We start from the raw sequence: 23,561 nt of genomic DNA, 5'->3' as shown, positions 1-23,561 counted from the left end.
CAAATGTATACCTGCCTGTACCCTTTTTATGGTACCTGCAGTTGCAATATCAACGCAGCGCCTTTACCAGGTGCAGATTCAATGTTCACTACCGCATTCATGTCGGCCGCCCGCTGTTTAATATTCTTCAACCCATTTCCCGTTGTTACCTGGTCAACATCGAAGCCCTTTCCATTATCTTTTATTAACAGTTGAAGCTGTTTTTCCTGCTTTTCCAGCACGATCAGTACCTGGGTGGCTGCAGCATATTTGGCAATGTTGTTGATCGCTTCTTTAAATATCAGGTACAAATTACGGCGGGCTTCCATAGGTATTACAACGGATTCCAGTTGTTCATCGAAACGGATCTGCACTTCAATATTCCGTGCTTCCAGCGTTTGCGCCACAAACTGGCGCATCCGTACAAACGAATGTTCCAACTGGTCATGGTGCGGGTTCACCGACCAGATGATGTCGTTCATATTATGCAGCATCTCGCGGGCATCGCTGCCGATCTGCTCCAGTTGCTGCTGTGCCCGGCCAGGATGAGTGGCCATTTCTTTTTGGGTAATGCTGCTAAGTATGGAAATGCCCGATAAAGTAGAACCAATATCATCATGCAGATCGCGTGCTATTTTATTACGTAATTGAAATACCTTTTTCATTTGCCGGATGCGATACCGGTACAGCAACCATACCCCCAGCGACAAAACTGCCAGCAACAGCCCATAAAACCAAATTGTTTTATAGAATAAAGGAACTACCCTCACAGGAACACTTATTTCATTCTGCGTAAGGGACCCGTCAGGCGCCATACCCCTGATGCGTACCGTAAAACTGCCCGCCGGCAGGTTATAGAGCCGCAGCACGTTCTGCGCACCTAACAGATTCCAGTCAGTATCCAGTCCTTCCACTTTATATTGGAACCGGTTCTCCCCTGGTGAAGAGAGATCGGAAAGGGCAAATTCAAATTGTATTATTTTATCGGATGGTCCCATACGCACCGGATCTTGCCAATCGGCGCCAAACCATACCCGCCTTTCCTGCCGCCCGCTTTGTTGCATACCTGTCAACCGTATACGCACTGGTACATGTTGAGCACTTATTTCAGCCGGATCAAAATACACAACGCCGTTCATCACGCCCATATAAATGGTTCCATCATCCGCCCGCCAGGTGCTGTGGGTATTGAACTCTTCATTGATCACACCATCCTGCCGGTAATAATTGCTACAGGAGAACGACCGGTAATTAAACCGGGAAAGACCGTGCCCCGTTCCCAACCAGCAAATAGAGTCATTCTCCGGCACCATACTATAGATCAAATTGTCGGGCAGGCCATGCAGACTGGTAAATGAGCTGATGGTTTTGGTAGCTGGGTCAAGCACCTGTATGCCATTGCCCAATGTTCCCATTACCACTTTGTGACCGGAACTAATGAACAGGGCGCGGATATTGACTGCTGGTAATGCAGGTTTGCTTCGGTGATCGTATTGCTGCTGCAATTGCAATTCACTATTCATACAAAACAATCCGTTCTCCGCACCCAGCCAGATCTTTCCATCAGCCGCACGCGCCATGGCAAAGATCCTTTTACCCGGGAAGCTGCTTACCAACCGGTGGTACAAGGGAGGGTTCAGCGTATTGGCCTTTATGGAATACACATACAACCCCGATCCTGCCCCTATCAATATTTTATCATCATCTACCTGTAACAGGCTGAGTCCTTCCCTGATCGTAACCTGGTAAGGATTCTTATAAAACCCCTGCACTTCCGTTTCAGTAGCCGGATCGTATTTACAAAAACCGTGAAATTCGGATGCTACCCATAACCAGCCATTGGGCGCCGGTAAGGTTTGAGCCGGAGCAAATAAAGGTTGCGGGAACGACTGGCTTTTTTGATGCACCGTGTCGAGCAAAATGGCCGACGTATAAGTAGATACATACAATCCCCTGCGCCCCCGGAAAAAAGCCCGGGTGGTAACAGGCAATTGCGGTGAAGCCGGCGACTGCAGATCATACGCATGCAGAAAGGAATTGCCCCGGGTAAACCGAACAATGCCCCCGCTGGTGCATAACCAAAAACCCTTATCATCAAAAGAGAACAGATGATAAGGTATATAGGAGCCGGGGTTGAGCTGCTTCCAAAGATCAACGCTTTCTATTCGACCGGTATGTTGATCATAGGTAAAAACCCGGTTCTTTTCATCCATCATCCACAACAGGCGGCCCTGTTTATTTCCAATAAAGAACTGACCATATTGTTGCCCGAATTGCTGCCAGCAAGGGACATGCTCAACATCCGGCTTTTGTACATTGATAACTGCAACCTTTTTTTTCCAGGATAATATGAAATGCGTATTATTTATAAAGCTCGTATGAAAAGCATTAGTCGGGATCCGGTCTGCCCGCTGCCGGTATTCCCACGAAATGGTCCCACGTTGCGGATGCATTCGTAGTATATTACCGGCCTGTACTACCCAGCCTTCTTCATGGCCGGTAACAATAAGTTGAAGAATAGCAGGATCAACATTTTTATAAACCGGCAAGCGCACCAATAAGCTGAATTGTGGCCCGGTTTGTACATACACCTGACCGTTATTATCGCCTGCTATGATTTGCCCTTGCTGCGTTTTTGCAATGCTGGTGATAGTTGCCTCTTGTGCTGTCAACCACCATTGTACATGGCCAGTATGCATATCAAGGCAATTCAACCCATTGGTAGTACCGATCCATAATAAATGACCATCGGCCAGTAAAGACATGATCTTTGCAGATGACAATCGTGTTGGGCCTTTGGCTACCTCATTAAACAGATCAAACTGGTAGCCATTATACCGATATAACCCGTTTTCAGCTCCAAGCCATATCAAACCATCTTCCGCCTGAGCAGAACAGGTGATATGCGTATTAGACAACCCTTTCGTGAATGAGAGATGAAATGCAGGTTGGCCTTGCGCCCAAATACCAGACAACAGGAAAAGGAATAAAACTACAGGCCTTGTCATAAAGCATAAATATAACCAAAGAGCCTTACACTTTATTCCTGTTGCATAACTTTCAGGCTGCTGCCATTGCCCAACTGTGGGTATACCTATTTATGAACTTATGTCCTTTACTGTTCACAGATTCTTATACATTTGTAAAAAGATTATAATCAATATAAATATGTCGAAGTTATCGTTGAACATTCCTCATTCACAGACACAGGATGAAGCATTGAGTCGCATTAAACAAATGCTGGGCCGCTTACAGGAAGAACAAAAAGGCACAGTTACCAATGTACAGGAGATCTGGGATGGTCCTAACGGAAGTTTCAGTTTTTCAGCCAAAGGTTTTTATATTGCCGGCACTATACAGGTGAAGGAAAATGAAGTGCGCCTGGAATCAGACCTGCCTTTTGCCGTATCGCTATTTAAGGGACAAATTGCGTCCATGATCACAGAGAAAGCAAAGGCATTGCTCGCGTAAACAGGCAATCGATTAAGGTTGGCTTTGTGTGGCAGGGTCTGGGCCTGCCACCATTTATTATTCAGTGTTTTACATGTACTGCAAACAATACAAATAATCATCTGATTATTCTCCCCTCCACTTCTTTTTTCATCCTTCGCTCGTAAGATGTCGTTTTCTACCCTATGATTGTCGCAAACACACAGCAGGTGGCATGGTAATGTTGCCGAGATTTGTATCGTAATAAAACGCACGATATGAACAGGCATATTATAACAGGTCTCTCGGTTGCTATTGTTGCGGCAGTAATGATATCCTGCCAACCACGTTCGAAAAATGGGCAAAACGGTTCTACTGAAACAAAAGATACAGTTGTGAACCAGAATATAAAGCCAGCCGAAAGCGGCTATGCTGAAGTAAACGGCTTAAAAATGTATTATGAAGTGTACGGCAATGGTAAACCCATCGTACTGCTGCATGGCTCTTATATGAGTATACCTTTGAATTGGTCGCACATCATACCCCTGTTGGCCAACAACCGGAAAGTAATAGTAATGGAAATGCAAGGCCACGGCCGCACAAGGGATATCACCCGGGAACTTAGTTATGAAGGTATGGCAGACGATGTTTCCGGCCTACTCAAGCACCTCAAAACAGATAGTGCTGACATATTGGGATATAGTATGGGCGGTGGCGTAGCTTTCCAGTTTGCCGTGCGCCATCCTGAGCAGGTACGCAGGCTCGTGATATTGTCAGGCACCTATGCGCACGACGGATGGTGGCCCGAGATAGAAGCCAGTTTTGCTACTTTCACGCCAGATATGTTTAAAGGCACCCCCATACAAAAACAATACGATAGTCTGGGAAACGATCCGGCCCATTTCGCGGAATTTGTGAAAAAGGTTATCAGTATAGACCTGAAACCTTATGATTGGACAAAGGAAGTAAAAAACATTAAAGCTCCGCTGTTCATGGCCATTGGCGATGCCGACGGTGTACGATACGAGCATGCACTTGAATTGTTTCGAGCCAAAGGTGGTGGGAAAATGGGCGATATACACGGGCTGCCTACATCCCGCCTGGCCATTTTACCGGGCACTACGCATATAGGTATGATGCAGCGGACGGATATACTGATACCCATGATCACTGATTTCCTGGATTCTGATCTGAATGCAACGCCGCCTACGTTTTGATCTTCTAACTTAACAGCAAACAAACATGCATAGTATCAACAACACCATCGCCGAACTCGAACTCGCACAAATTGGCTGGGTAGTCCGGAAGGTTGGGCAGCCATTGAGCAAATGAAGAAAGCCCGCTGAGGATAAATTCAATCTTCTGTAAAAACAATCACTATATGTGGAGCAGTAACCACCATAAAAACGGGCGGAACCGAAAAGCCAGACGAGTAGGATCAAAAAAAATAGCTTATGTCAAACAATGTTGTTTCGCTACACAGAGTTCTTAAAACATCGCCGGAAAAAGTATACCGTGCATTTACCGAAGCCCCCGCCATTGCGTCATGGTTGCCTCCTTATGGGTTTATTTGCACCGTTCACCAGATGGATGTAAAGACTGGTGGTTCACATAAGATGTCATTCCTGAACTTTACCACCGGCAATAGCCATTCATTCGGAGGAACATACCTGGAAATAAAACCTAATGAGTTATTGAAATACACTGATAAATTCGATGATCCCAACCTGCCGGGAGAAATGACCACCACAGTCAGTCTCCGGCAAACTATTGCGGGTACAGAAATAAAAATTACGCAGGAAGGAATTCCTTCTGTTATACCTGTTGAAATGTGCTATTTAGGCTGGCAGGAGTCGCTGGAAAAGCTGGCTAAGTTAGTAGAGCCTGAGATACCCGATGCCTGATCAATATACCTGATGATATTTCTAAAAACACAAAGCCGCGTAAATCGAATGATGTATGCGGCTTTGATATTGGAAGCTAAACTTAAACACCGGTTTAAATTTGTTTAAATTGAAAAGTTATCATTTCAACAACTTCTGCAAAGCAAATTCACAAATAATTATTTCATCCTTATTGTCAAGGTAGGAAACTATATACTTTTTACGGAAATTTGCACAGCGCAAGTCTAATTTTTTCCATGCAGGATGCATACAAGGGCGATGAACAAATCTTTCATCTGCGAGAGATTCAAAAAAGGCAAAGGCTTCATCAACAAACTGCTTAGCGGTCTTCGGTAGTCCTTCCCCTTCAATATACAAGGCAATTCTTGCAACTTCTTCAACAGCAGGCTCAAGGATAGTTACTTTCCTTTTGCCCATTTGTCAATCATTTTATAGGCAAGCTTCTTTCCCTCTTTTAATGAAAGCTTTTTGGCCGGAATTGCTTTCGATACTGCCTTCATCCTAAGATCCTCATATTCCTTTTGTGAAAGCACAACGTATTTTTTGTTTTCAATGGTAAGTGTATTCATAAATATCTATTCTGTCCTAAAAATACTAAATTTTTTATATAATGGGATAGCCACCATTGCTCCGTAGTCAAATGCTCTTTATAGGCACAAAAAACCATGCGATTACGTGGTTATCTTCCTATGATCCAGATTGGATTCGAACCAATTACTTGCTTCCTAAAAATAGACCTTTATCTTTGGTTTACAATATTTTATAATTAAATTTTTATCGAATAAATATTTACGGACAATCTGGTTGAAGAGTCATAAACAAATTTCTAAATTTTACAATCCATAATATGCTTTAATCAGACAGTTAATCCAGGATCTGTTAGATATCCCAATATTCCTGTTGTTTTGATAATACTAACGATTATGTTTGATTTATCTACAGAAGGGAAAACTCTGTCGATTATTTCTCTGATTGTTGACTCAATTAACTCTATGTTATTACCCGTTTTCAGCACATAAGTCGAAGTCTTACCCACTAATGTATGATCAAAATTATTGAATGCTTCACTTGTACACATAAGCTCCTCTAACTTCTTGCCAAGAGGCGTTAAATAGGTAAAAGTAACAAAAATGACCAGTTCAAAAGGCATATTACTTGGAATAAGTAATCTTCGAGAATCTGCAATTATAAACATGCCTTTAAACGGCAAGGGTTCAGTATTGAATTCCACATTTATAAACTGAATTGAATCTTTAGAATCACTATTCAAAAATTCATTGGTCAAATATCTAAGAGATTGTAAATAGTCCTCCATTAAATCAAGTTATAACGATGTAAAAAATAATGTGCACATGCCTAAAGTCTTGAGAATCTATGCTAAAAAGTCTGCAACAACTTATGGCGGATTTAAAACAAAAAGCCCTAAATTATTCGTCAAAATGCTTTCCGAATAATCCAATGTAAAGATCCGTTGTGAATTATTGTGGAAGCTTCGCGTTGTTTCCTTCAATCTAAATCTTACTCTTACCTCCCACGTCTCGAAAACGCATTCGGCATCTGTTCAGGCAGCCGTGTTTTCTTCACCGGCATGTTAGCAGATTTAGTGCAATCCGGCACCAGGCAAAGCATTTTGTCTACCGGCATTCTATATACTATTTCCACACTGCTGGAATCAACCGGTACACCTTCATAATACCATTCTTTACGTATGTTAGTCCTTAATAAATGTTTGTGGGAAAGCGTGTCAGTAAGGCGCAGGCTTTTTACCGGAACAATCTTTTTCTTTTCGAATGAAAAGAACTGCGACCGGGTCATAACAGATTCCTGCTGTTGTGCAGAAGCAGATAATGCTGCGACTGTTATCAATAACATCATGAAAAGAAAACGAAGTTTCATATAAGTAATCTTTTTTACGATGCACTGGTCATCTAAATTACATATAGGAATGGGAAAATCCCGCATATTTTTTAAGCACGTTGCTCCCCTTTCACTCCTTCTATTCATCTTTATTACGCTTTTTATCATGTTCAAATCAACCCCGTCTCTTTAGCCCGGTTGATCAACGTTACAATATTGTTCACCTGAAATTTGTGCAACAAGGTAGAGCGATGCGTTTTAACGGTAAGCGGACTGATAAACAATGCTTCTGCAATGGCGGCTGATTTTTGCCCTTCCGCCAGCAACTGCAGGATCTGTTTTTCTCTTTTGGTAAGTTCCGGTACCGGCTGCAAGGTATTTAGGTCGGGCTGTTGCATGATCTCCTTCACTTCAACGCTCATGGCAGTATTGCCTTCCAGTACGGTGTTCAGTGCATCCAGCAGCTCTTTGGCTGATACGTTTTTAAGCAGGTAGCCTTTGGCCCCATTCCTGAACATCTGTGATATAATGCTTCGCTCATTCACATTGCTGAGTGCAACAACAATGGTTTGCGGGTACAGTTCACTGATGGCTGCGCAAAAATGAACGCCATTGCCATCCGGCAAGGTGATGTCAAGCAACACAATGTCTACCGGATGTTGCAGCAGGAAGTTCATACACCCGGTACCTGTGGTGAAACAACCGGCAATTTCATACAACTCGCTATTCTCCAGCAGCGACCTGAAACCCTGGATCACAATGGGGTGATCATCCACTATGGCAATACTGATCTTATGATTGTTGGGTAACATGCAGCTCTATATTTATGATGGTTCCTTCTGATGATGATTCAATATTCAGTTGGCCGTTGAAATAGTCAACCCGGTTACGGATGTTTTTCAAACCAATCCCATCCGACTGATGGTTGCCGGCATCGAAGCCTTTCCCATTGTCTTCAACGGTGATGAAGAAACTATCTTCTTCCTGGCTGCATTGCAGCATGATCACAGAAGCGTTGGCATGTTTCACGGCATTGATGATTATTTCCTGTATCATGCGGTAGATCATGGTTTGTGTTGAAAGCGGCAATGCCCTATCAATATTATACGCATTATATACCAAACGCAGTTGCGCACTCATAACAGAGCTGCACAGATCTTTGAGCGCATCGGGCAACCCCAGTGTGAGCAGTGCTTCCGGCATCATATTGCGCGAGATAAGGCGAAGTTCACTGATAGAAGCATCGAGCTGGTCTGTTACCTGTTGCAATAACAGTTCCTGTTGTGCGCTTTCGGCCGGAATGCGCGAAAGCCCCAGTTTGATGGCAGCCAGGCTGCAACCAAGCCCATCGTGCAGGTCGCGCGCCAATCGCCGGCGCTCCTGCTCCTGCCCTTCCATCAGCGCCGTATAATTCGACAATTGTTTTTCTTTTTCTATTCTTTCCAACTCGGTCCTGTAATCTTCTTCCCGCCTGGCGGCCTTTTTCTTGCGATGCTGTAATTGCATAATAGCGAGAATAGCAACGAGGCTCAATACGGCAATCACCGCGAGTAATAGCAGGAACTGGTATTTCCTGTCCCTGGCACTGATCTTTTTCTCATGCTCCAGGTTAAGGATCTGTTTTTCTTTTTCTGCCGTTCTGAAACGGGCTTCCAGCGCAGCGATCTCGGTTTTCGTCTGCTCTTCATAGATGGAGTCTGATAAAACAGCATACTGCATCAACCAACGGTAGGCGGCTTCTGTATTGCCTGATTGCTTTTCCATTTCTGTGAGATCGAACAGTAATCGCCTTTTGTTCCTGGAAAATGGAAAGGTAGCTTCCATAGCCAGCCCCTGCAATAACATATTTTTAGCCGCAGTATAATTCTTCTCCGCTTTGTATACATTGAACTTCTCATACAACAGGTTACGCTTCTCAAATACATCATTCATTTGCTCAGCCAGCGCCAGTCCCCGTTCGAGGCTCTTAAGCGCCTGTGCATAGGAATGGGTGTACCGGTAGTACGCCCCTTCAACGGAATAATACAGCGGCCAGTAATACGAATCAGGGTTCGGTTCCAGGATCTTTTTTGCTTTCTGCAGAAAAGGAAAAGCCTGTTTAGCCCGGCCGCTTAGAATAGTTGCGCGGGCAGATAATACATACGCATCAGCCAGGTCAGCATAGACCGTATTCCCTGCCTCCATAATGACAATGGCACGGGAAAAATACTGAAGGGCTTTCTGATATTCATTCAAATTAAGCAGCACCAGCCCGATGTTGTGATAGTTCAACGCCATTCTTGTACTATCCCCGGCCTGCTGTGCCAATGGCAATGCTTTATTGATAAGGATATTGAGATATTCATGCGCATTGTCGCGCCGTTGTTCAATAACGCCATAATTATTCCATGCCCTCGACCGGTAGATCAGCGCTTCCTTCTGCGGGAACGGGCGCAATAATTTTTCGGCGTACATATATTCCTGCTGACTGCGATCGACATCAAACTCAAAATACACGCCGGCTAAATAGAAATGCGCGACGGCAGACAGGTACGCATCCTCCCTGCTCAACCCGATGCTTTGCCTTGCATAGGCCAGGGCTTTTGCGGTGTCCCTGGTGCTGTAATAATCAGAGAGCCCGAAAAGCGCCTCCAGTTTGCCCTTCAGCGAAGTTGATCTTTCAAAAACCTGTTGCAGGCTATCGGGAAATTTGCGGTCGTCTACCACATGTTGCGCGGTTGCATTCACGCAAATGCACAGCAGCATTATACAATACCCAATGTCCCTGACCCTGTTTGTTAATGACTTGTTCAATTGACAAATATTTGAACGGCGGGCTAAAAATAGGGAGAAATCCTCCCCTAAAAAATACTCCTTTGGGAGTATTGTCTTGCGATGCGCCCGGGCAGACTTTTGTGGAAGCAATTCTATCCACCATTAATCAATTTAACAGCATGAAAAAGCATTTATACTGGATGGCCCTGGTACTGTTCCTTTCAGCCTGCTCAAAACCCAATGATGACGATGAAACCGGAACAAAACCGGGCACAGGTTTCACCGCATTGGGAGCAGGGATGATCTATTACGCCTGGGCTACGGATGGCCTTCTGAAAGTAGACCTGAAAACAGGGGTAAAAGGAACGTTTCTCAAGGACAATACCAACCGCAATAGCTGGGATATCAGTCGCGACCATACCTGGCTGGTGGAAGTCACCGATGCTCCGCAGAACTACGATAATGAGCTCTATACTATTACCAATCTCAAGGATGGCACTATTGTATCGCAATTCCAGAAAGAAACGGGTTATGCCAATCATAGTTCCCCCCAATTTTCTTACGATAAAAAACTGCTTGCAGTGCCCCCCACCGATGATGACGGCATCATGCTGCTCGATCTTAAGGGAAACATCCTGTTAAACGTCGTTACCTTCCAGGGAAAGAAACTGGAAGGTAGCATTGAATGGATGCCCGACAATACCCTGCTGTTCCGGCAAGACAACAGTTTGTACCGTACCAACAAGGAATTTACACAGGCTACCCTGGTAAAAACGCTCAACTTCGCCGATTGGGGGCATTTTAACGTTAGTCCCGATGGAAGCAAAATAGCGCTGAGGGGCGGCAACCATTTGTGGATGATGAATGCAGATGGCAGTAATCTCACCCAGATCACGGAAAGCAATGACACTGAAGTTTGGCCAATATTCTCGCCCGATTCAAAATACCTGCTGATCGGTTATGATTACACGTACACCGGTACTTTTGGACGGTACTGGCATATGGCTATCATTCCTGCAGACTTTGGTAAATACAATTTAGATGAGGGAGCCGACAAACGGGTGATCCCCTTTATTCCAAAAGACGAAACGAGGGCTGAGCCCTGCGACGGTATTATGCTTTGGCGGTAGCAAAGGCAGGTTCAATAGCCTATGGGAATAACAGCTAAAAACAAGAAAGCAGGCTAACTGGCCTGCTTTAATTTTTTGTGAACTGGATTGGATTGGGAGGGTATTTGTGTTCAATTAGCTCTTTTTAGACATAAACAGGGGGATCTTTTTGTGTTTATTTTTCTGTAAATTACAAGAAGCATGAAAAAACTCTTTTGGTTTGGTTGCTTAGGCTTACTGCTTTTTGAAGCAGCTACTGTTTATTTCATTATGCCCATGCCAGGCAGTCAGCGAATAAACAGTATTGACGCCGCTTATTTTTTATATCAATGGCGTTGGGTATTTCGCGGCTTATTCGCAATAATGATATTTATTGGATTAGCCAGGGGTAACTGGCGCAGGAAATGGGCGCTGATTGTTCCACTCATTATTCTTGCCGGCGTTATTTACATGACCAATTTTACAATGGCAGCCGATGCCATGTTTAAACAACCTCAAATGATTGTATTAGCCAACGCAACAGAAAATAAAGTGGATTCGAACCGGCTGGTGATCGGTGTTACCATAAATGGCGAAGCGAAAGCTTATCCGATCAGGTTTTTAGGATATCATCATCATGTGCAGGACGTAATTGGCGGCCAACCCATCCTGGTTACCTATTGCACCGTCTGCCGAACTGGCCGGGTATTTGAACCGATCATTAATGGGAAAAAAGAAACATTCAGATTGGTTGGCATGGACCACTTCAATGCCATGCTGGAAGATGCAGGTACCAAAAGCTGGTGGCAGCAGGCAACCGGTAAAGCAGTAGCAGGAAAATTAAAAGGACAGCAATTGCCGGAAGTGCTGAGTATACAAACTTCTATGAACAAATGGCTGGAACTGCACCCCGAATCAAAGATCCTGCAGGCAGATTCAGTTTATATTTCTTCTTATGATACTACGCTGAAATATGAGAGCGGCACAAGCAAAAGTAAACTCACGGGAACAGACAGCCTTTCCTGGAAAGATAAATCATGGGTGATAGGCGTGAAATCAGCCAGCGAAAGAAAAGCCTATGACTGGAACCAGTTAAAAAAAGAAAGGATCATCCACGACAAATTAGATAATACTTCACTGGCTGTTGTGCTGGCCGCCGATAATAGAAGCTTTTTCGCATTTGAGCTGCCTGCGCCAGATGCTAAATTATTATTGATAAATGATACCCTTCATTTAAACAACAAACATTTCAGGATAGACGGCAAAGGGATTGACACTTCTTATTCGCTGAAACCGTTACAGGCGTACCAGGAATTCTGGCATAGCTGGCAAACGTTTAATCCGGGGACTAAAAGATATTAAACGCAGCTAATAAGAAAATAAGCCGGGCAGAAAGATCTTACCCGGCTTTACCAACTGCTATATGAAATGAAAATATCAGCTACTACTACCACCCCGGATTCTGGACCATCAAAGGCATTTTGCGTAATTCAACATCCGGTATCGGCAACAGGTACATTTCAGGACGAAATACGTGCTGGCGAATGGTGTTTTCAACCGCATAGGTAAACGTTAATCCAATTCCGGTGGTTAGATTACCACCGGTTCCCACACGGGTCACGTGCATACAGGTGTTATACCCGTTTGGTCCGCCATTGTATAAAGTCATCCCGATCTTCCAGCGGCGGATATCATTCCACCGGTGATCTTCAAAGGCCAGTTCAATTCGTCTTTCGTTCTGAATGAATGCGCGCATTTCGGCCTGCGTCATGCCCGCTTTCATGCCATACAGGTTGTCGATGCCCGGATCGATGCCCGCTCTTGCCCGCAACTCGGCCAGTTTAGGATAAGCCAATGAGGTTTGACCGGTTTCATTGATCGCCTCGGCATAGTTCAACAGCATTTCGGCATAGCGCATAAGGGGCCACGTTCTATCGGGACCGGCGGCGCTGCCGCCCTGTGCTACAGAGCTGTCGCACATTTTTCGTATATAGTAACCGGTATTGGAACCCGGGGCATATTTATCATTGGTTTCGCCGTTGGGGTTTCCCGGGGTTCCCGTAAACGTCCACACAAAACCCTGCGTATTCGAGTTGGTGGCATACCTGCTTCCATTATAAATTAAGGTATAACGGAACCTTGGTTCCCTGCCTTCATAAGGATTGTTGGGATCATAACCCGAAGTGGGGTCCGTTATCGCTTTCCCGTTTATCATAGGAAAACATACGGCAAGGTTATGCGTAGCTCTTGTGTAATTTTGACCACTGCGTGTTGGCGGGTTGTAAAAACCCTCGAAATCCTTATTGGAGGGGCGGTACCTTCCGAAGATGATCTCGTTATTCACGCGGGTAATGAACATTTTATAGAAGCCGAATCCCGCCTGGGTTGTATTGTCTACATGCAAAGAATAATAGCCCGAATTGATCACCGCCTGGGCCGCATCGGCGGCAGCCTGCCAGCGGCTTACGCTGTATGTTGGATAACTTACCATTTTGGCGATGTTCCCATCGGTGGTAATGGCGCCGCCATTGAACAGCGGACTGGCCGCGTACAATAACAATCTCGATTTCAATCCCAAGCATGTGCCTTTGGTCACCCGCCCGTAATCGAGGTTATCATATCCTGCCGGGAAACCAGCGCCAGGTGTTGGCAGCAGGGCTTCCGCTTCATTCAGTTCGTTCAAAACGTAGGTTACGAGGTCGGCATAATCCGAACGGGGAATATTCAGTTTGTCGGTTATAACGAATATCGAATCACCCACATTCGGGACCCCGCCATACGCAATCATCAATTGCATGTAATACCAGGCACGCAGGCATTTTGCTTCTCCTTTCATTCTCGATTGCATGGCAGCCGATAAAGGTGTGGCAGGCAAATTTCTCAGCAGCAGGTTACACCGGCGAATATTGGTATAGGGCACCTCCCAAAAATCGATCATTGTAGGGCGGGTGGTGCCCAGGTTGGTGGCCGATAAGGTGCCCTGGTACAACATCACCGAAGGGCGGTAAGCGGCACTGAAGCCATACTCGCCGTCATCTACCGATTGTTCGGTATTTCCGTGTGTGTCCCACCTGCCTTTATTGAAGGAGAAACCAATGTCGCTATAAATTCCATTTAAAAACTGAATGGTGCGAAGACTGTCTGAAAACACCTGCTTTTCATCGAGGCCTGCCGTCTTGTTCTCCAAAAAGCCTTCCGATTTGGTACAGGAAACAAAAATGCTTCCTACAGCCAGTATGGTCAGTAACTTCTTTAATTGTCTTTTATAGTTGTACATCTGAATTTAGTTTTGTTAAGTACTCTCTTGACATCCATATTCTTCGACTTCGCTATTCTTCGACTCCGCTATTCTTCGACTCCGCTATTCTTCGACTTCGCTATTCTTCGACTTCGCTATTCTTCGACTTCGCTCAGAACGTTGCGCTTACACCAAAGTTGATCGTGCGCTGAGGCGGATAGGTCACCCGGTCGGTACCTGTTTTGATCTCCGGATCGAGCTGGTACAGTTTGCTCAGTTTTGTCCACGTAAGGAGGTTGAATCCATTGCTGTAGATCCTGATGTCTCTCATTCGCAGCCTTTTCACCCATGATGCAGGTAAGCTATATCCTATTTCCGCCGTTTTCAACCTGATATAATCGCCCGGCAGCAGCCAGAAGGTAGACACATTTGCACGCGAATCGCTGATGCCCGGAATTAATGTGAGCAGTGGATATTTGGCATTGTTGCCTAATTCAGGTGTCCATGCCTGTTGGTGAGCTGAAGTAAGGTTCGAGCTGAAAGCCTGAATGGCTTCGCCGCCGCCACGAACATAAAAGTTGGCAGCGCCCTGAAAGAACACGCCTATATTAAATCCTTTGTAACGAATGTTGATCTGAATACCCGCTGTTGTATTTGGAATATCTGCGAAGCCCTGTACTTTCTGATCGTAGCCATCGATAATGCCATCGCCATTCAGGTCGGCATATTTCAAATCGCCGGGGCGAACCGTTTGTCCGGGTTTCGCACTTTTTGCAATGTCATCGGCATCCTGGTAAAACCCGATCCAGGTATATACCCTTTGCATGTTGATGCTATTACCGGTATACGCCATCCAGTCGTATTTATAAGAAGGTTCGTCCTGTTCCAGTATTTTATTTTTCGCGTATGAATAGGTGCCCTTAACAGAATAGCTAAAGTCTTTGCCGATTTTGTTGGAATAGTTCAGTTCCACTTCCCAACCCTTATTTTCTACCCTGCCGAGGTTCACCGGCGGAAGGCTTTGCCCGAAAGCGCCCGACATTGATGAACTTCTCTCGGTCATGATATCATACCGGTTGTTAAGGAAGTAGTCGACAGTAGCCGTCAGCTTATTGCCAAAGAAGGCCATATCCATACCAACGTCGAGTTTCTTTTCTTTCTCCCAGCTTACATTGGGATTACCGAGCGTTCCTTCAAATACAGCACCGCTGCTATTGCTGTTGGGGTTACCGAAATACGTAACACCACTACCAGGATTGCTCCATACAGGCAGATAATAGTAACTATACCTCCTGCCTATCTTGTCGTTACCCACAAGACCATACGAAGCACGCAGTTTCAGGCGATCTACAAAATGAACATTTTCCTTAAAGAATTCTTCTTCCGAAATATTCCATCCTGCAGATGCTGCCGGAAAAAATCCGAAACGATTCTCTTTGGCAAAGCGGTCAGATCCATTATAGGCGCCGTTAAATTCCACCAGGTATTTTTGACGGAAGTCGTACCCGATCCTTCCGGTAAAGCCCCGGAAATTATTGGGTATGAAGTTATAGTTTGCATTGCTGTTGCCTTTTACTACGGAATTCTGGCTCATCATGAACAATCCATAAACATGGTGATCACCCCCGAAGTTCCGGTCGTAATTCAACGCTACCTGGGTATTGAGGTTGCGAATAGTACCGCCGTTGGAAGAACTGCGGATCAACCGGCGAACCCGGTAAATATTTGAGTTTCGCGGCGAATAAGTATCGGAAACAGGGTCGTAAACAAAGGAAGGGAAATCGCCGCCGGTCATACTAACCGTATTTCTATTATCCGGATCACCATAGCTGGAGGCATAGGAAAGCGTACCTTTTAATGAAAGGCCACGGGTAATAAAATCGAGTTTCTGATTGAGTACGCCCACGAGGTTCATATTATTCTCGAATGTTCTTGTGTACCCGAGGTAGGTTAACCGGCCCACTACATTATTTGCGTCGTAGGCAGTGCCGCCTACGCCCGGGCTTTTTTGCCACTGGCTGTAACCAAACGATCCATCGGGATTATATATAGGATAAGCAAAAGGCGCCAGTGTTAAAAAGCTGCTGTAATCATAAAACAGGTCGTTATACCCGTTGGGGCTGTTTACCTGCGGTACGTTGATCTGGCTGATATTACCGGAAAGATCTAGCCGCAGATCGGTGGTCCCGGTCACCTTGATATCGAGGTTCGACCGGTAGTTGTACCGTTGGTTATAGAAGTTGTTGTTAACGCCTACCTTGTTGCCGAAATCCTTTAACATGCCATCCTGGTAAAGATACCCGGCGGAAATAAAATACTTCACTTTTTCGGTACCACCCGAGATATCGAAATTACCCCGGTATTGCCGGCTGAATTTTTTGAACAATACGTCTCTCCAGTTCACATCAGGATGCCCGTAAGGATCGGTATGATCTCTGTAAGCAGCCAGATCTGCATCGGTAAATAAAGGAGCCTGCCCATCATTTTTTCTTGCCACATTATACAGGGTGGCCGATTCATAGGCATTGAGGTAACGGGGCATAACATTGGGTTGCGACAGGGCGGTTTCGCCCCTGAAAGCAATTTGGGGAGCGCTGATCTTGCCTCTGCGGGTAGATACCAGCATTACGCCATTGGCGCCGCGTACACCGAAAACGGCCGTAGTAGAGGCGTCTTTTAAAATAGACAACGATTCAATTTCATTGGGATCGAGCCTGGCGAATTGTTCATACGAAAATTCGATATCATCTACAATGATCAGTGGCGTATTGCTGCCCTCGTTATAAGAACTCAATCCGCGAACAAAAAAGTCTGCCCCATCGGCTCCCGGCCGGCCGGAAGTTTGCTGTGAAAAGAAACCAGGCAGCCGGCCCGCCAGGGTGTTCTGAACACTGGCAGTAGGGTTATCACGCAGTTCCTTGCCGGAAACAACACTCACCGCCCCGGTGAGCGTGGCTTTTCTCTGGCGTCCGTAACCAACCACCACAACATCTGCCAAACCGCCCCCGTTCATCTTAAGGACTACGTGCACCTCACTGGTACCCACTTTCACATCCTGTGGTTCGTAACCCGCCATCGAGATCGTCAATTTATTGGAAGTGCCTCTTAATGTAAGTGTAAACCGGCCGGAAGCATTGGTATAGGTTGCGTTACCCGCTATGTCTTTTTCAACGACGTTGGCGCCAACAATGCCCGAACCGGTTGAATCTGTTACAATGCCGGTTAGCTTCATCTGCGCATAGGAAGTAACTCCTGCAAGCAAAACCGGAAGAATTATATAGAGTATGCGTTTGATCATATTAGCTATTTGAAGAAGTTTTTTAATTCCATACTGCCCCGGCTACCATCCTTCATTCTGGATCAGTTTTGGGTTTTTCAATATTTCGTCATAAGGAATGGGCATATGGTATAACCTGTTTTGGAAAACCGGGTTCGCCACGGTTACTACCTGGTAGGTAAGCGGCGTTCCATTCGTGATTTTCATGCCGGTAATGGGTGCGTTCATCACCTGGCTGGCAATTTTCCATCGCCGTATGTCCCAAAACCGGTGTTCTTCAAAAGCGAGTTCTATGCGGCGTTCATTTCTTATAAGTTCACGCATTTCTGTTTGCGTTATTCCGGCTTTGATGCCATAACGGTTACCGCTGCCTGCAGTAATACCGGCGCGCGTTCTTAATCTTATGATCTCTGCCACCGCATTTTCAACCAGCCCCAATTCATTCAATGCTTCGGCATTGGTGAGCAGAATTTCGGCAAACCTGAAAATCGGGAAATTGTGGCTCTGGTTCGAAAAGCCGTTGCCTGATGTAAAGCTGCCCAGGAATTTGCGCAGGTAATACCCTGTTCTTGTTTGTACCTGAGATGTTGTTGGATTATCGGGCTTATCAGCGCCTCCCTGGTAGGTTTTTACGGTTCGGTTCAACCACATCAATCCATTATAAAAAACAGTGGCATCCAGGCGCGGGTCCCTTGAAGCATAAGGATTGGCGGCATTATAACCCGAACCGGCATCTGTAATGGCCAATCCGTTTCTCATGGGAAATGCATCTACCAGGTTTTGCGACGGACTGGTGAGTCCATAGCATTGCACATTTGAAACTGTATAACCAACGGGCGATTGAAAATTTTCGAGAGTGGAACTATTGGGGCTCTGCCTTGCAAAAATGATCTCGGTATTCTTTTTATTGATGAACACGTTGATAAAACCTGCCGGCGCCGTTCCTGCGGGAACTAAATTATAATATCCCAACGCTTTAAACTCTGTTACGGCATCTGCCACTTTCTGCCAGCGGGTGGCATCGGCGGTGAGGTAACCGGTCAACGCTTTTTTCGTTGCATCGCTTTCAACACCGCCTCCGTTAAACAACGGGCTTGCAGCATACAGCAATACGCGGCATTTAAGGGCAACGGCTGCCCCTTTTGAAGCACGCCCCCACTCTGCATCGGAGGCCGGGTCGGCTCGCAAACTATCTTTGATAGCCGTGCATTCTTTTACGATATAATCAACAGTTTCGGCATAAGTGGCGCGTGGAATTTCGATATGGTCGTTCAGGCCCAATACCGTATCGCCCAGCAGCGGAACGCCACCATACCTTTTCAGCAATTCCCAATAGAAATAAGCTCTCAGGAACCTTGCTTCAGCCTTCCAAAACTGCATGTTGCTGGCCGAAATGGGCGTTCTGACAACATTTTTCAGAAAAATATTCGCCCTGCGAATGCCATAATAAGCAGTACCCCAATAAGGATCGGGATTGTTGATAAGGTTAACGGTGCCCTTTGAATAGTTCTCTACCGTTGCATTGATCCGCGAAGGCAGGGCATCGTCGGTACCGGCGTCGAGGAAGTCAAGGTCTACCCAGTTATAGCCCGTTGGCAGGTAGGTATAGATGTTATTCAGGTTAAAGGCCGTTACCGTACCATTTTTATCAAGCGAGTCGAATGTTAGTTCTGATGTAAACCAGTCTTTGGGCTGGGTTTCATATTTTCTGCAGGAGCTGGTCATTACCAGTAGTCCCCACACAATGATCGAAAGGAATAAAATTGATTTTTTCATAAGCCGCCCTCTTAAAATTTAATGTTGATACCAAAGTTTACCAATCGTTGAACAGGATAACTGCCGAAATAAGCCTCAGGGTCCCTGTCACTGAAATCAGATGCAGCCCATGTCAACAGATTATATCCATTGGCAAACACCCGCACGGTTTGCAACCGAATTTTACTTATCAGCGATTGCGGCAACGAGTAACCGATCTCAGCGTTTTTCAGTCGAATGAAATTGTTATTCCGCAACCAGTACGATGAGGTAGCATGGTTATTGGTGTTAATGCCATAGCTCAAACGGGGATACGTAGCGCCTGCTGCATTGTCGGGCGTCCACCGGCCGAGGTTCTCGCTCCATGCCTGGCCTAAACCATTGTCGGGAAAAGCCCAGTAATAGTTTCCGCCCAGGTAAACCTGGTAGTTTTGTACCCCTTGCAGCACAGCGCTGATGTCGAAACCTTTCCAGCTAACACCAAAGGAAATTCCATAAAAGAAAAGCGGTTTGGTAGTGCCCATGGCTGCCTGGTCATTCTGATTGATAATACCATCGGCATTCAGGTCTTTGTATTTGATATCTCCCAATTGGGGTTTATAACCAACGGTGGTTGCCCGGGTGTTGATCTCATCCTGCGATTGGTACAAACCTTCGGCAATGTATCCGAAACGTTGCGAAACAGGCTGCCCCGTTCTTTTCATCCACTCATAAGGCCTATTCACCTCATCGGCGTACAACACTTTCGACCCAATGGTTGAAGCATTGGCAGCGATAAAGTATTGCAGTTTGTTACCCGTTTGCCTCCACGATACCTGGCCTTCCCAGCCGAAATACCGGTTCTTACCAATGTTTTCGTCGGGATACTCGTTCCCCAGCAAGGTGCTGTTGTTACCACGCTGCATTAAAATGTCGTAATAGTTGTTGCGATAATATTCTACTTTAAAGGCCAGTTGATCTTTGAGCATATGGCCGCTGAGGCCGATATTCAGTTTGTTGGCTTTTTGAAAAGTAATATTGGGATTGGCGAGGGTGCCTTCTGTGATGGTGGTAGCGCCACCTGCGCTGGTCCCAAAGTAATAACCGGGGCCATCTAAAAAACGGGGATAGTATACGAAGTAGCCGGGCCTGTCCCAACCGGTTCGTCCATATGAGCCATACAACTTCAAGGCCGATACGAACGGAACGTTGGCCATGAATGCTTCCTGGTCTATATTCCATCCCAGGCCAATGGCAGGGAAAACGCCCCGTTTCGTATTGCCGTTATCCGGATACCTGTTAGAACCGTTGATGCCCCAGCTTCCTTCAACCATATACCGGCCTTTATAATTATAGGCAATGCGGCCCGAAGTTCCGGTAATGGTATAAGGCAGATCGTAACCATTCGAGGAATTATCGCGGTTAACCAGCACGATGGCATTTAAACCATGATCTTCATTGATCGTTTTGTCGTAACCGGCGCTGAACTCTTCATAATCGAGCCTGCCCTGGTAATCGATGCCATTCGAATTTCCCTGCGTACCATTGGCGCCGAATTGCGTATAAGACGATCCGTTCTTTTGATACACGGCAAATGATTTTCCGCGGTAGATGGATTCAGAAAGACTTCCGTAATAAGCTACTTTGGCTTTGATCCACAAACCGGGTAACAATTCATCGAGGGTACGTTTCAGGTAAACATTCACCAATACATCTCTTTTATAATTCTGGCGATAACCCGAAGCCACCGTTTGCGCCCAGATATTGTTTTGGTAGATCTGGCTTCCACCCAAAGACCCGTTCTCGTTTAAAACAGGATAGGCATTCGCCGGCGTGATCAATATATTGCCCAGAATTAAACTGGTGGTTGCACCCGGCTCGTTGGCATTTTGAATGCGGCCCAGTAAATAAATGCCGCCGGTGAGTTTGGGTGTGATGTTTACATCAACGTTCGAGCGAATGATGTAGCTCTTGAAATTATTATTGGTGTTATAGGTATTGCTGTCGACCGTTTTAAAAAATCCCGACTGGTTCACATGTTCCAACGAAACAAAATATTTTGCGAACCTGTTCCCGCCCCTTGTGCTTAATGTGTAGCGATTGAGCATGGAACTGTTCTTCGTAACCTCTTTCCAGTAATTCACATCGGGATAATTGTAAGGATCGGAATGGTTTTTATAAGCGTCCAGTGCCGTTTGAGAATAATAAAGGCCCGAATTTGCACTGTCGATACCATCGTTGCGAAGCGCTTCATTGCGCAGCCGGGCGTAATCATAAGCATTCACCGCCTTTGGATAGCCGAGAGGCTGCTGAGTGGCCGTTTGTACGGTCAATGAAACCAGCGGCTTTGCCTCAATGCCTTTTTTGGTAGTTACCAGTATGGCGCCATTCGATCCGCGTACGCCCAGCATGGCCATGGCGCTGGCATCTTTCAAAACGGTTACCGATTCAATTTCTTCGAGGTCGTATTGCGTGAGGCCAGTTACTACACCGTCTACAATTATTACCGGCGTTTGGCCTCTTACATTAAAAGAAGCGCCATCAGATCCGGGGAGGCCGGAAAATTGAAGGGTATGTAACCCGGCCATTCTGCAAGCGAGGGCATTTCCAAAACTGGTAACGGGCGATTTGAGCAGGTCACTGTTATACACGGCATCCGTTGAAGCAACGGCCAGTTGTTGAGGCACTGTTACATAGGGCAATTGAACAGGCTGTGGATTTTTCAGTGGCACCAGTGAATCTTTTACCAGTGTAGCTACGGGTGAATTGGTATCGAATACGGTGCCGGTATACTTTTGGGCAAGCCAACCGGCATGGCATGGATCAGTCGTTGTTTTGCGGGGCACCGCTTTTGACGAACACGTCAGCAGCAGTATACCACAAAAAAACATAAAACGAATAAAGATCAATTTCATAAGCAATGGTGCAGTTTTGGTTAGAAATCAGTACCTGGATAAATATCAAAAGATTTTATACTATTTGATGGGGGATAATTCGTATAAATGGGGGGTGAAATTGTTATATCACACATAATGTGGGAAAAGACTCCAACTAATTGGAGAGCAGACCAGAAGAATATCTATTTACACACCTTATACAATTCATATTACATTTCGGCGCAAACATTTTTTTCTGATCTAACATTAAAAAAATGTTGCAACTTTCGCTTAATTTTTCTTTATTTGTTTACACTATCAGCCAACCATTCATCCCTCCCATATTCTATTTCCTTAAAAGCGCATCCCTTATTAACCCTTTAGATATACGTTATTATGAAAACGCTATTGCTATTTCTCCTGTTCCCATGCATGCACGTGTTTGCACAACCTGCTGTTTACACTACGGCCAATGCGCATTCACATAATGACTACCAACAACCGGCTCCTTTTTATTCTGCCTATAACCTGCAATATGGTTCCATTGAAGTTGACGTTATTTTAAGCGAGAATGAACTGTACGTGGCCCATACAATGAAGGATGTAGCGCAAAATCGCCTGTTCGAAAACCTGTACCTGAGCCCACTGGCAGACATTATTCAAAAAAACGCAGGAAATGTGTATGCCGATACCTCCCGCAAACTGATGCTGATGCTCGATATAAAAGCAGAAGCAGTCCCCAGCATCAATAAGTTAATAGAACTGTTAATGAAATATCCGGCCGTTACCAGGTGCCCTTCCCTGATAATACTGATAACCGGCAGCAAACCCCCTCAAAGTACGTATAGTTCTTATCCTTCGTTCCTGTGGTTCGATGGCCTGTTAAGCACTAACTATAGCAAGCAGGCGCTTTCCCGCATTGCCCTGCTGGGCGAGAACTTTATTAATTATTCACAGTGGAATGGACATGAAGACCTGTTGGCAAACGATTGGGAAAAATTAAAAAAGGCCGTGGACAAAGGCCATGCTTTAGGTAAAAAAATAAGATTCTGGAACACCCCGGATTTTATTGAAGGGTGGCAAAAGCTCATAGAGTTAGGTATTGATTATATCAACACAGACAGCATAAAAGCCCTGGCGGAGTATTTAAAAACGAATGGGGTTAGAAAATCATAAAATCCAATCAGGTGAATATGCTATTTTACGATTTACCCAAAGTGGAATGTTTATAAGGCCTACTCCCCTATTGTTTCAAAGGTGAAACAGCAAATAATTATTATTAATAAATAAGCCCCTAACCAGGAGGTTGGCTCTTTTAGATGTAGCTTTTAGGTAACCTACATCAATTAAAATACGTGAAAAACACCTGTACGCTACACATGAAAATTGCAGAAATTTAAGTAGAAAACTTAAAATCTATTGAGC

At 45.3% G+C, this 23,561-nt stretch carries 17 protein-coding genes; 6 read left to right on the top strand and 11 right to left on the bottom strand.

Annotation, left to right across the window (positions count from 1 at the left end):
- Window positions 1–26: 26 nt before the first annotated feature.
- A complete protein-coding gene (locus FAM09_RS23390) occupies window positions 27–2,987 on the bottom strand; it encodes a ligand-binding sensor domain-containing protein (protein ID WP_136579582.1) in 2,961 nt (986 codons plus the stop codon).
- A gap of 160 nt (window positions 2,988–3,147) precedes the next feature.
- Here FAM09_RS23390 and FAM09_RS23385 point away from each other — a divergent pair, with 160 nt between their 5' ends.
- The 3 genes from FAM09_RS23385 (at window position 3,148) to FAM09_RS23375 (ending at window position 5,312) form a co-directional block, all read left to right on the top strand.
- Window positions 3,148–3,450, top strand: a complete 303-nt coding sequence (locus FAM09_RS23385) for a polyhydroxyalkanoic acid system family protein (RefSeq protein ID WP_166437255.1) — start codon at window positions 3,148–3,150, stop codon at window positions 3,448–3,450.
- Window positions 3,451–3,686: 236 nt separating this feature from the next.
- Window positions 3,687–4,625 (top strand): alpha/beta fold hydrolase, encoded by a 939-nt coding sequence (locus tag FAM09_RS23380; RefSeq protein WP_136579580.1) that lies wholly within the window; start codon window positions 3,687–3,689, stop codon window positions 4,623–4,625.
- A gap of 237 nt (window positions 4,626–4,862) precedes the next feature.
- A complete protein-coding gene (locus tag FAM09_RS23375; protein WP_136579579.1) occupies window positions 4,863–5,312 on the top strand; it encodes an SRPBCC family protein in 450 nt (149 codons plus the stop codon).
- 120 nt (window positions 5,313–5,432) lie between these two features.
- Here FAM09_RS23375 and FAM09_RS23370 read toward each other — a convergent pair whose 3' ends face one another.
- From FAM09_RS23370 to FAM09_RS23350, 6 genes are all read right to left on the bottom strand, one after another.
- The gene (locus FAM09_RS23370; protein ID WP_136579578.1) at window positions 5,433–5,729 is read right to left on the bottom strand and encodes a type II toxin-antitoxin system RelE/ParE family toxin; all 297 of its coding nucleotides are present in this window, start codon (window positions 5,727–5,729) and stop codon (window positions 5,433–5,435) included.
- Complete coding sequence (locus tag FAM09_RS30790; protein WP_153825472.1) at window positions 5,711–5,881, bottom strand: hypothetical protein; 171 nt, start codon at window positions 5,879–5,881, stop codon at window positions 5,711–5,713. Before FAM09_RS30790 ends, FAM09_RS23370 begins: the two co-directional genes overlap by 19 nt.
- A 287-nt stretch (window positions 5,882–6,168) precedes the next feature.
- Window positions 6,169–6,627: a hypothetical protein gene (locus FAM09_RS23365; protein ID WP_136579577.1), complete on the bottom strand. Its 459-nt coding sequence runs from the start codon at window positions 6,625–6,627 to the stop codon at window positions 6,169–6,171.
- A 209-nt stretch (window positions 6,628–6,836) separates the two neighbouring features.
- Entirely contained in the window at window positions 6,837–7,208 is a 372-nt protein-coding gene (locus FAM09_RS23360) for a hypothetical protein (protein ID WP_136579576.1), read from the bottom strand.
- A gap of 131 nt (window positions 7,209–7,339) precedes the next feature.
- Entirely contained in the window at window positions 7,340–7,981 is a 642-nt protein-coding gene (locus FAM09_RS23355; RefSeq protein ID WP_136579575.1) for a response regulator, read from the bottom strand.
- Window positions 7,962–9,962 carry an ATP-binding protein gene (locus tag FAM09_RS23350; RefSeq protein ID WP_243751762.1) on the bottom strand — a complete coding sequence of 667 codons (2,001 nt, stop codon included), beginning with the start codon at window positions 9,960–9,962 and terminating at the stop codon, window positions 7,962–7,964. The genes FAM09_RS23355 and FAM09_RS23350 overlap by 20 nt, the downstream gene beginning before the upstream one ends.
- A gap of 140 nt (window positions 9,963–10,102) precedes the next feature.
- On the opposite strand from FAM09_RS23350, the gene FAM09_RS23345 reads away from it, so the two are divergent.
- Entirely contained in the window at window positions 10,103–11,053 is a 951-nt protein-coding gene (locus FAM09_RS23345) for a TolB-like translocation protein (protein ID WP_136579574.1), read from the top strand.
- A gap of 180 nt (window positions 11,054–11,233) precedes the next feature.
- The gene (locus FAM09_RS23340) at window positions 11,234–12,373 is read left to right on the top strand and encodes a DUF3179 domain-containing (seleno)protein (protein ID WP_136579573.1); all 1,140 of its coding nucleotides are present in this window, start codon (window positions 11,234–11,236) and stop codon (window positions 12,371–12,373) included.
- Window positions 12,374–12,458: 85 nt separating this feature from the next.
- On the opposite strand, the gene FAM09_RS23335 is transcribed toward FAM09_RS23340, so the two are convergent.
- The 4 genes from FAM09_RS23335 to FAM09_RS23320 form a co-directional block, all read right to left on the bottom strand.
- Window positions 12,459–14,288, bottom strand: a complete 1,830-nt coding sequence (locus tag FAM09_RS23335; protein WP_136579572.1) for a RagB/SusD family nutrient uptake outer membrane protein — start codon at window positions 14,286–14,288, stop codon at window positions 12,459–12,461.
- Window positions 14,289–14,421: 133 nt separating this feature from the next.
- Window positions 14,422–17,547: a SusC/RagA family TonB-linked outer membrane protein gene (locus tag FAM09_RS23330; protein ID WP_136579571.1), complete on the bottom strand. Its 3,126-nt coding sequence runs from the start codon at window positions 17,545–17,547 to the stop codon at window positions 14,422–14,424.
- Window positions 17,548–17,589: 42 nt separating this feature from the next.
- Window positions 17,590–19,302 (bottom strand): RagB/SusD family nutrient uptake outer membrane protein, encoded by a 1,713-nt coding sequence (locus FAM09_RS23325; RefSeq protein ID WP_136579570.1) that lies wholly within the window; start codon window positions 19,300–19,302, stop codon window positions 17,590–17,592.
- A gap of 11 nt (window positions 19,303–19,313) precedes the next feature.
- Entirely contained in the window at window positions 19,314–22,175 is a 2,862-nt protein-coding gene (locus tag FAM09_RS23320; RefSeq protein ID WP_136579569.1) for a SusC/RagA family TonB-linked outer membrane protein, read from the bottom strand.
- Window positions 22,176–22,532: 357 nt separating this feature from the next.
- Between FAM09_RS23320 and FAM09_RS23315 the strand changes: the two genes are divergently transcribed.
- Window positions 22,533–23,312, top strand: a complete 780-nt coding sequence (locus FAM09_RS23315; RefSeq protein ID WP_136579568.1) for a PI-PLC domain-containing protein — start codon at window positions 22,533–22,535, stop codon at window positions 23,310–23,312.
- Window positions 23,313–23,561: the final 249 nt, after the last annotated feature.

The sequence above is a fragment of the Niastella caeni genome (genome assembly GCF_004834005.1).
Lineage (GTDB): Bacteria > Bacteroidota > Bacteroidia > Chitinophagales > Chitinophagaceae > Niastella > Niastella caeni.
The sequence above is the reverse complement of the archived record's forward strand: the minus strand, read 5'-3'. Positions and strand labels throughout refer to the sequence as shown.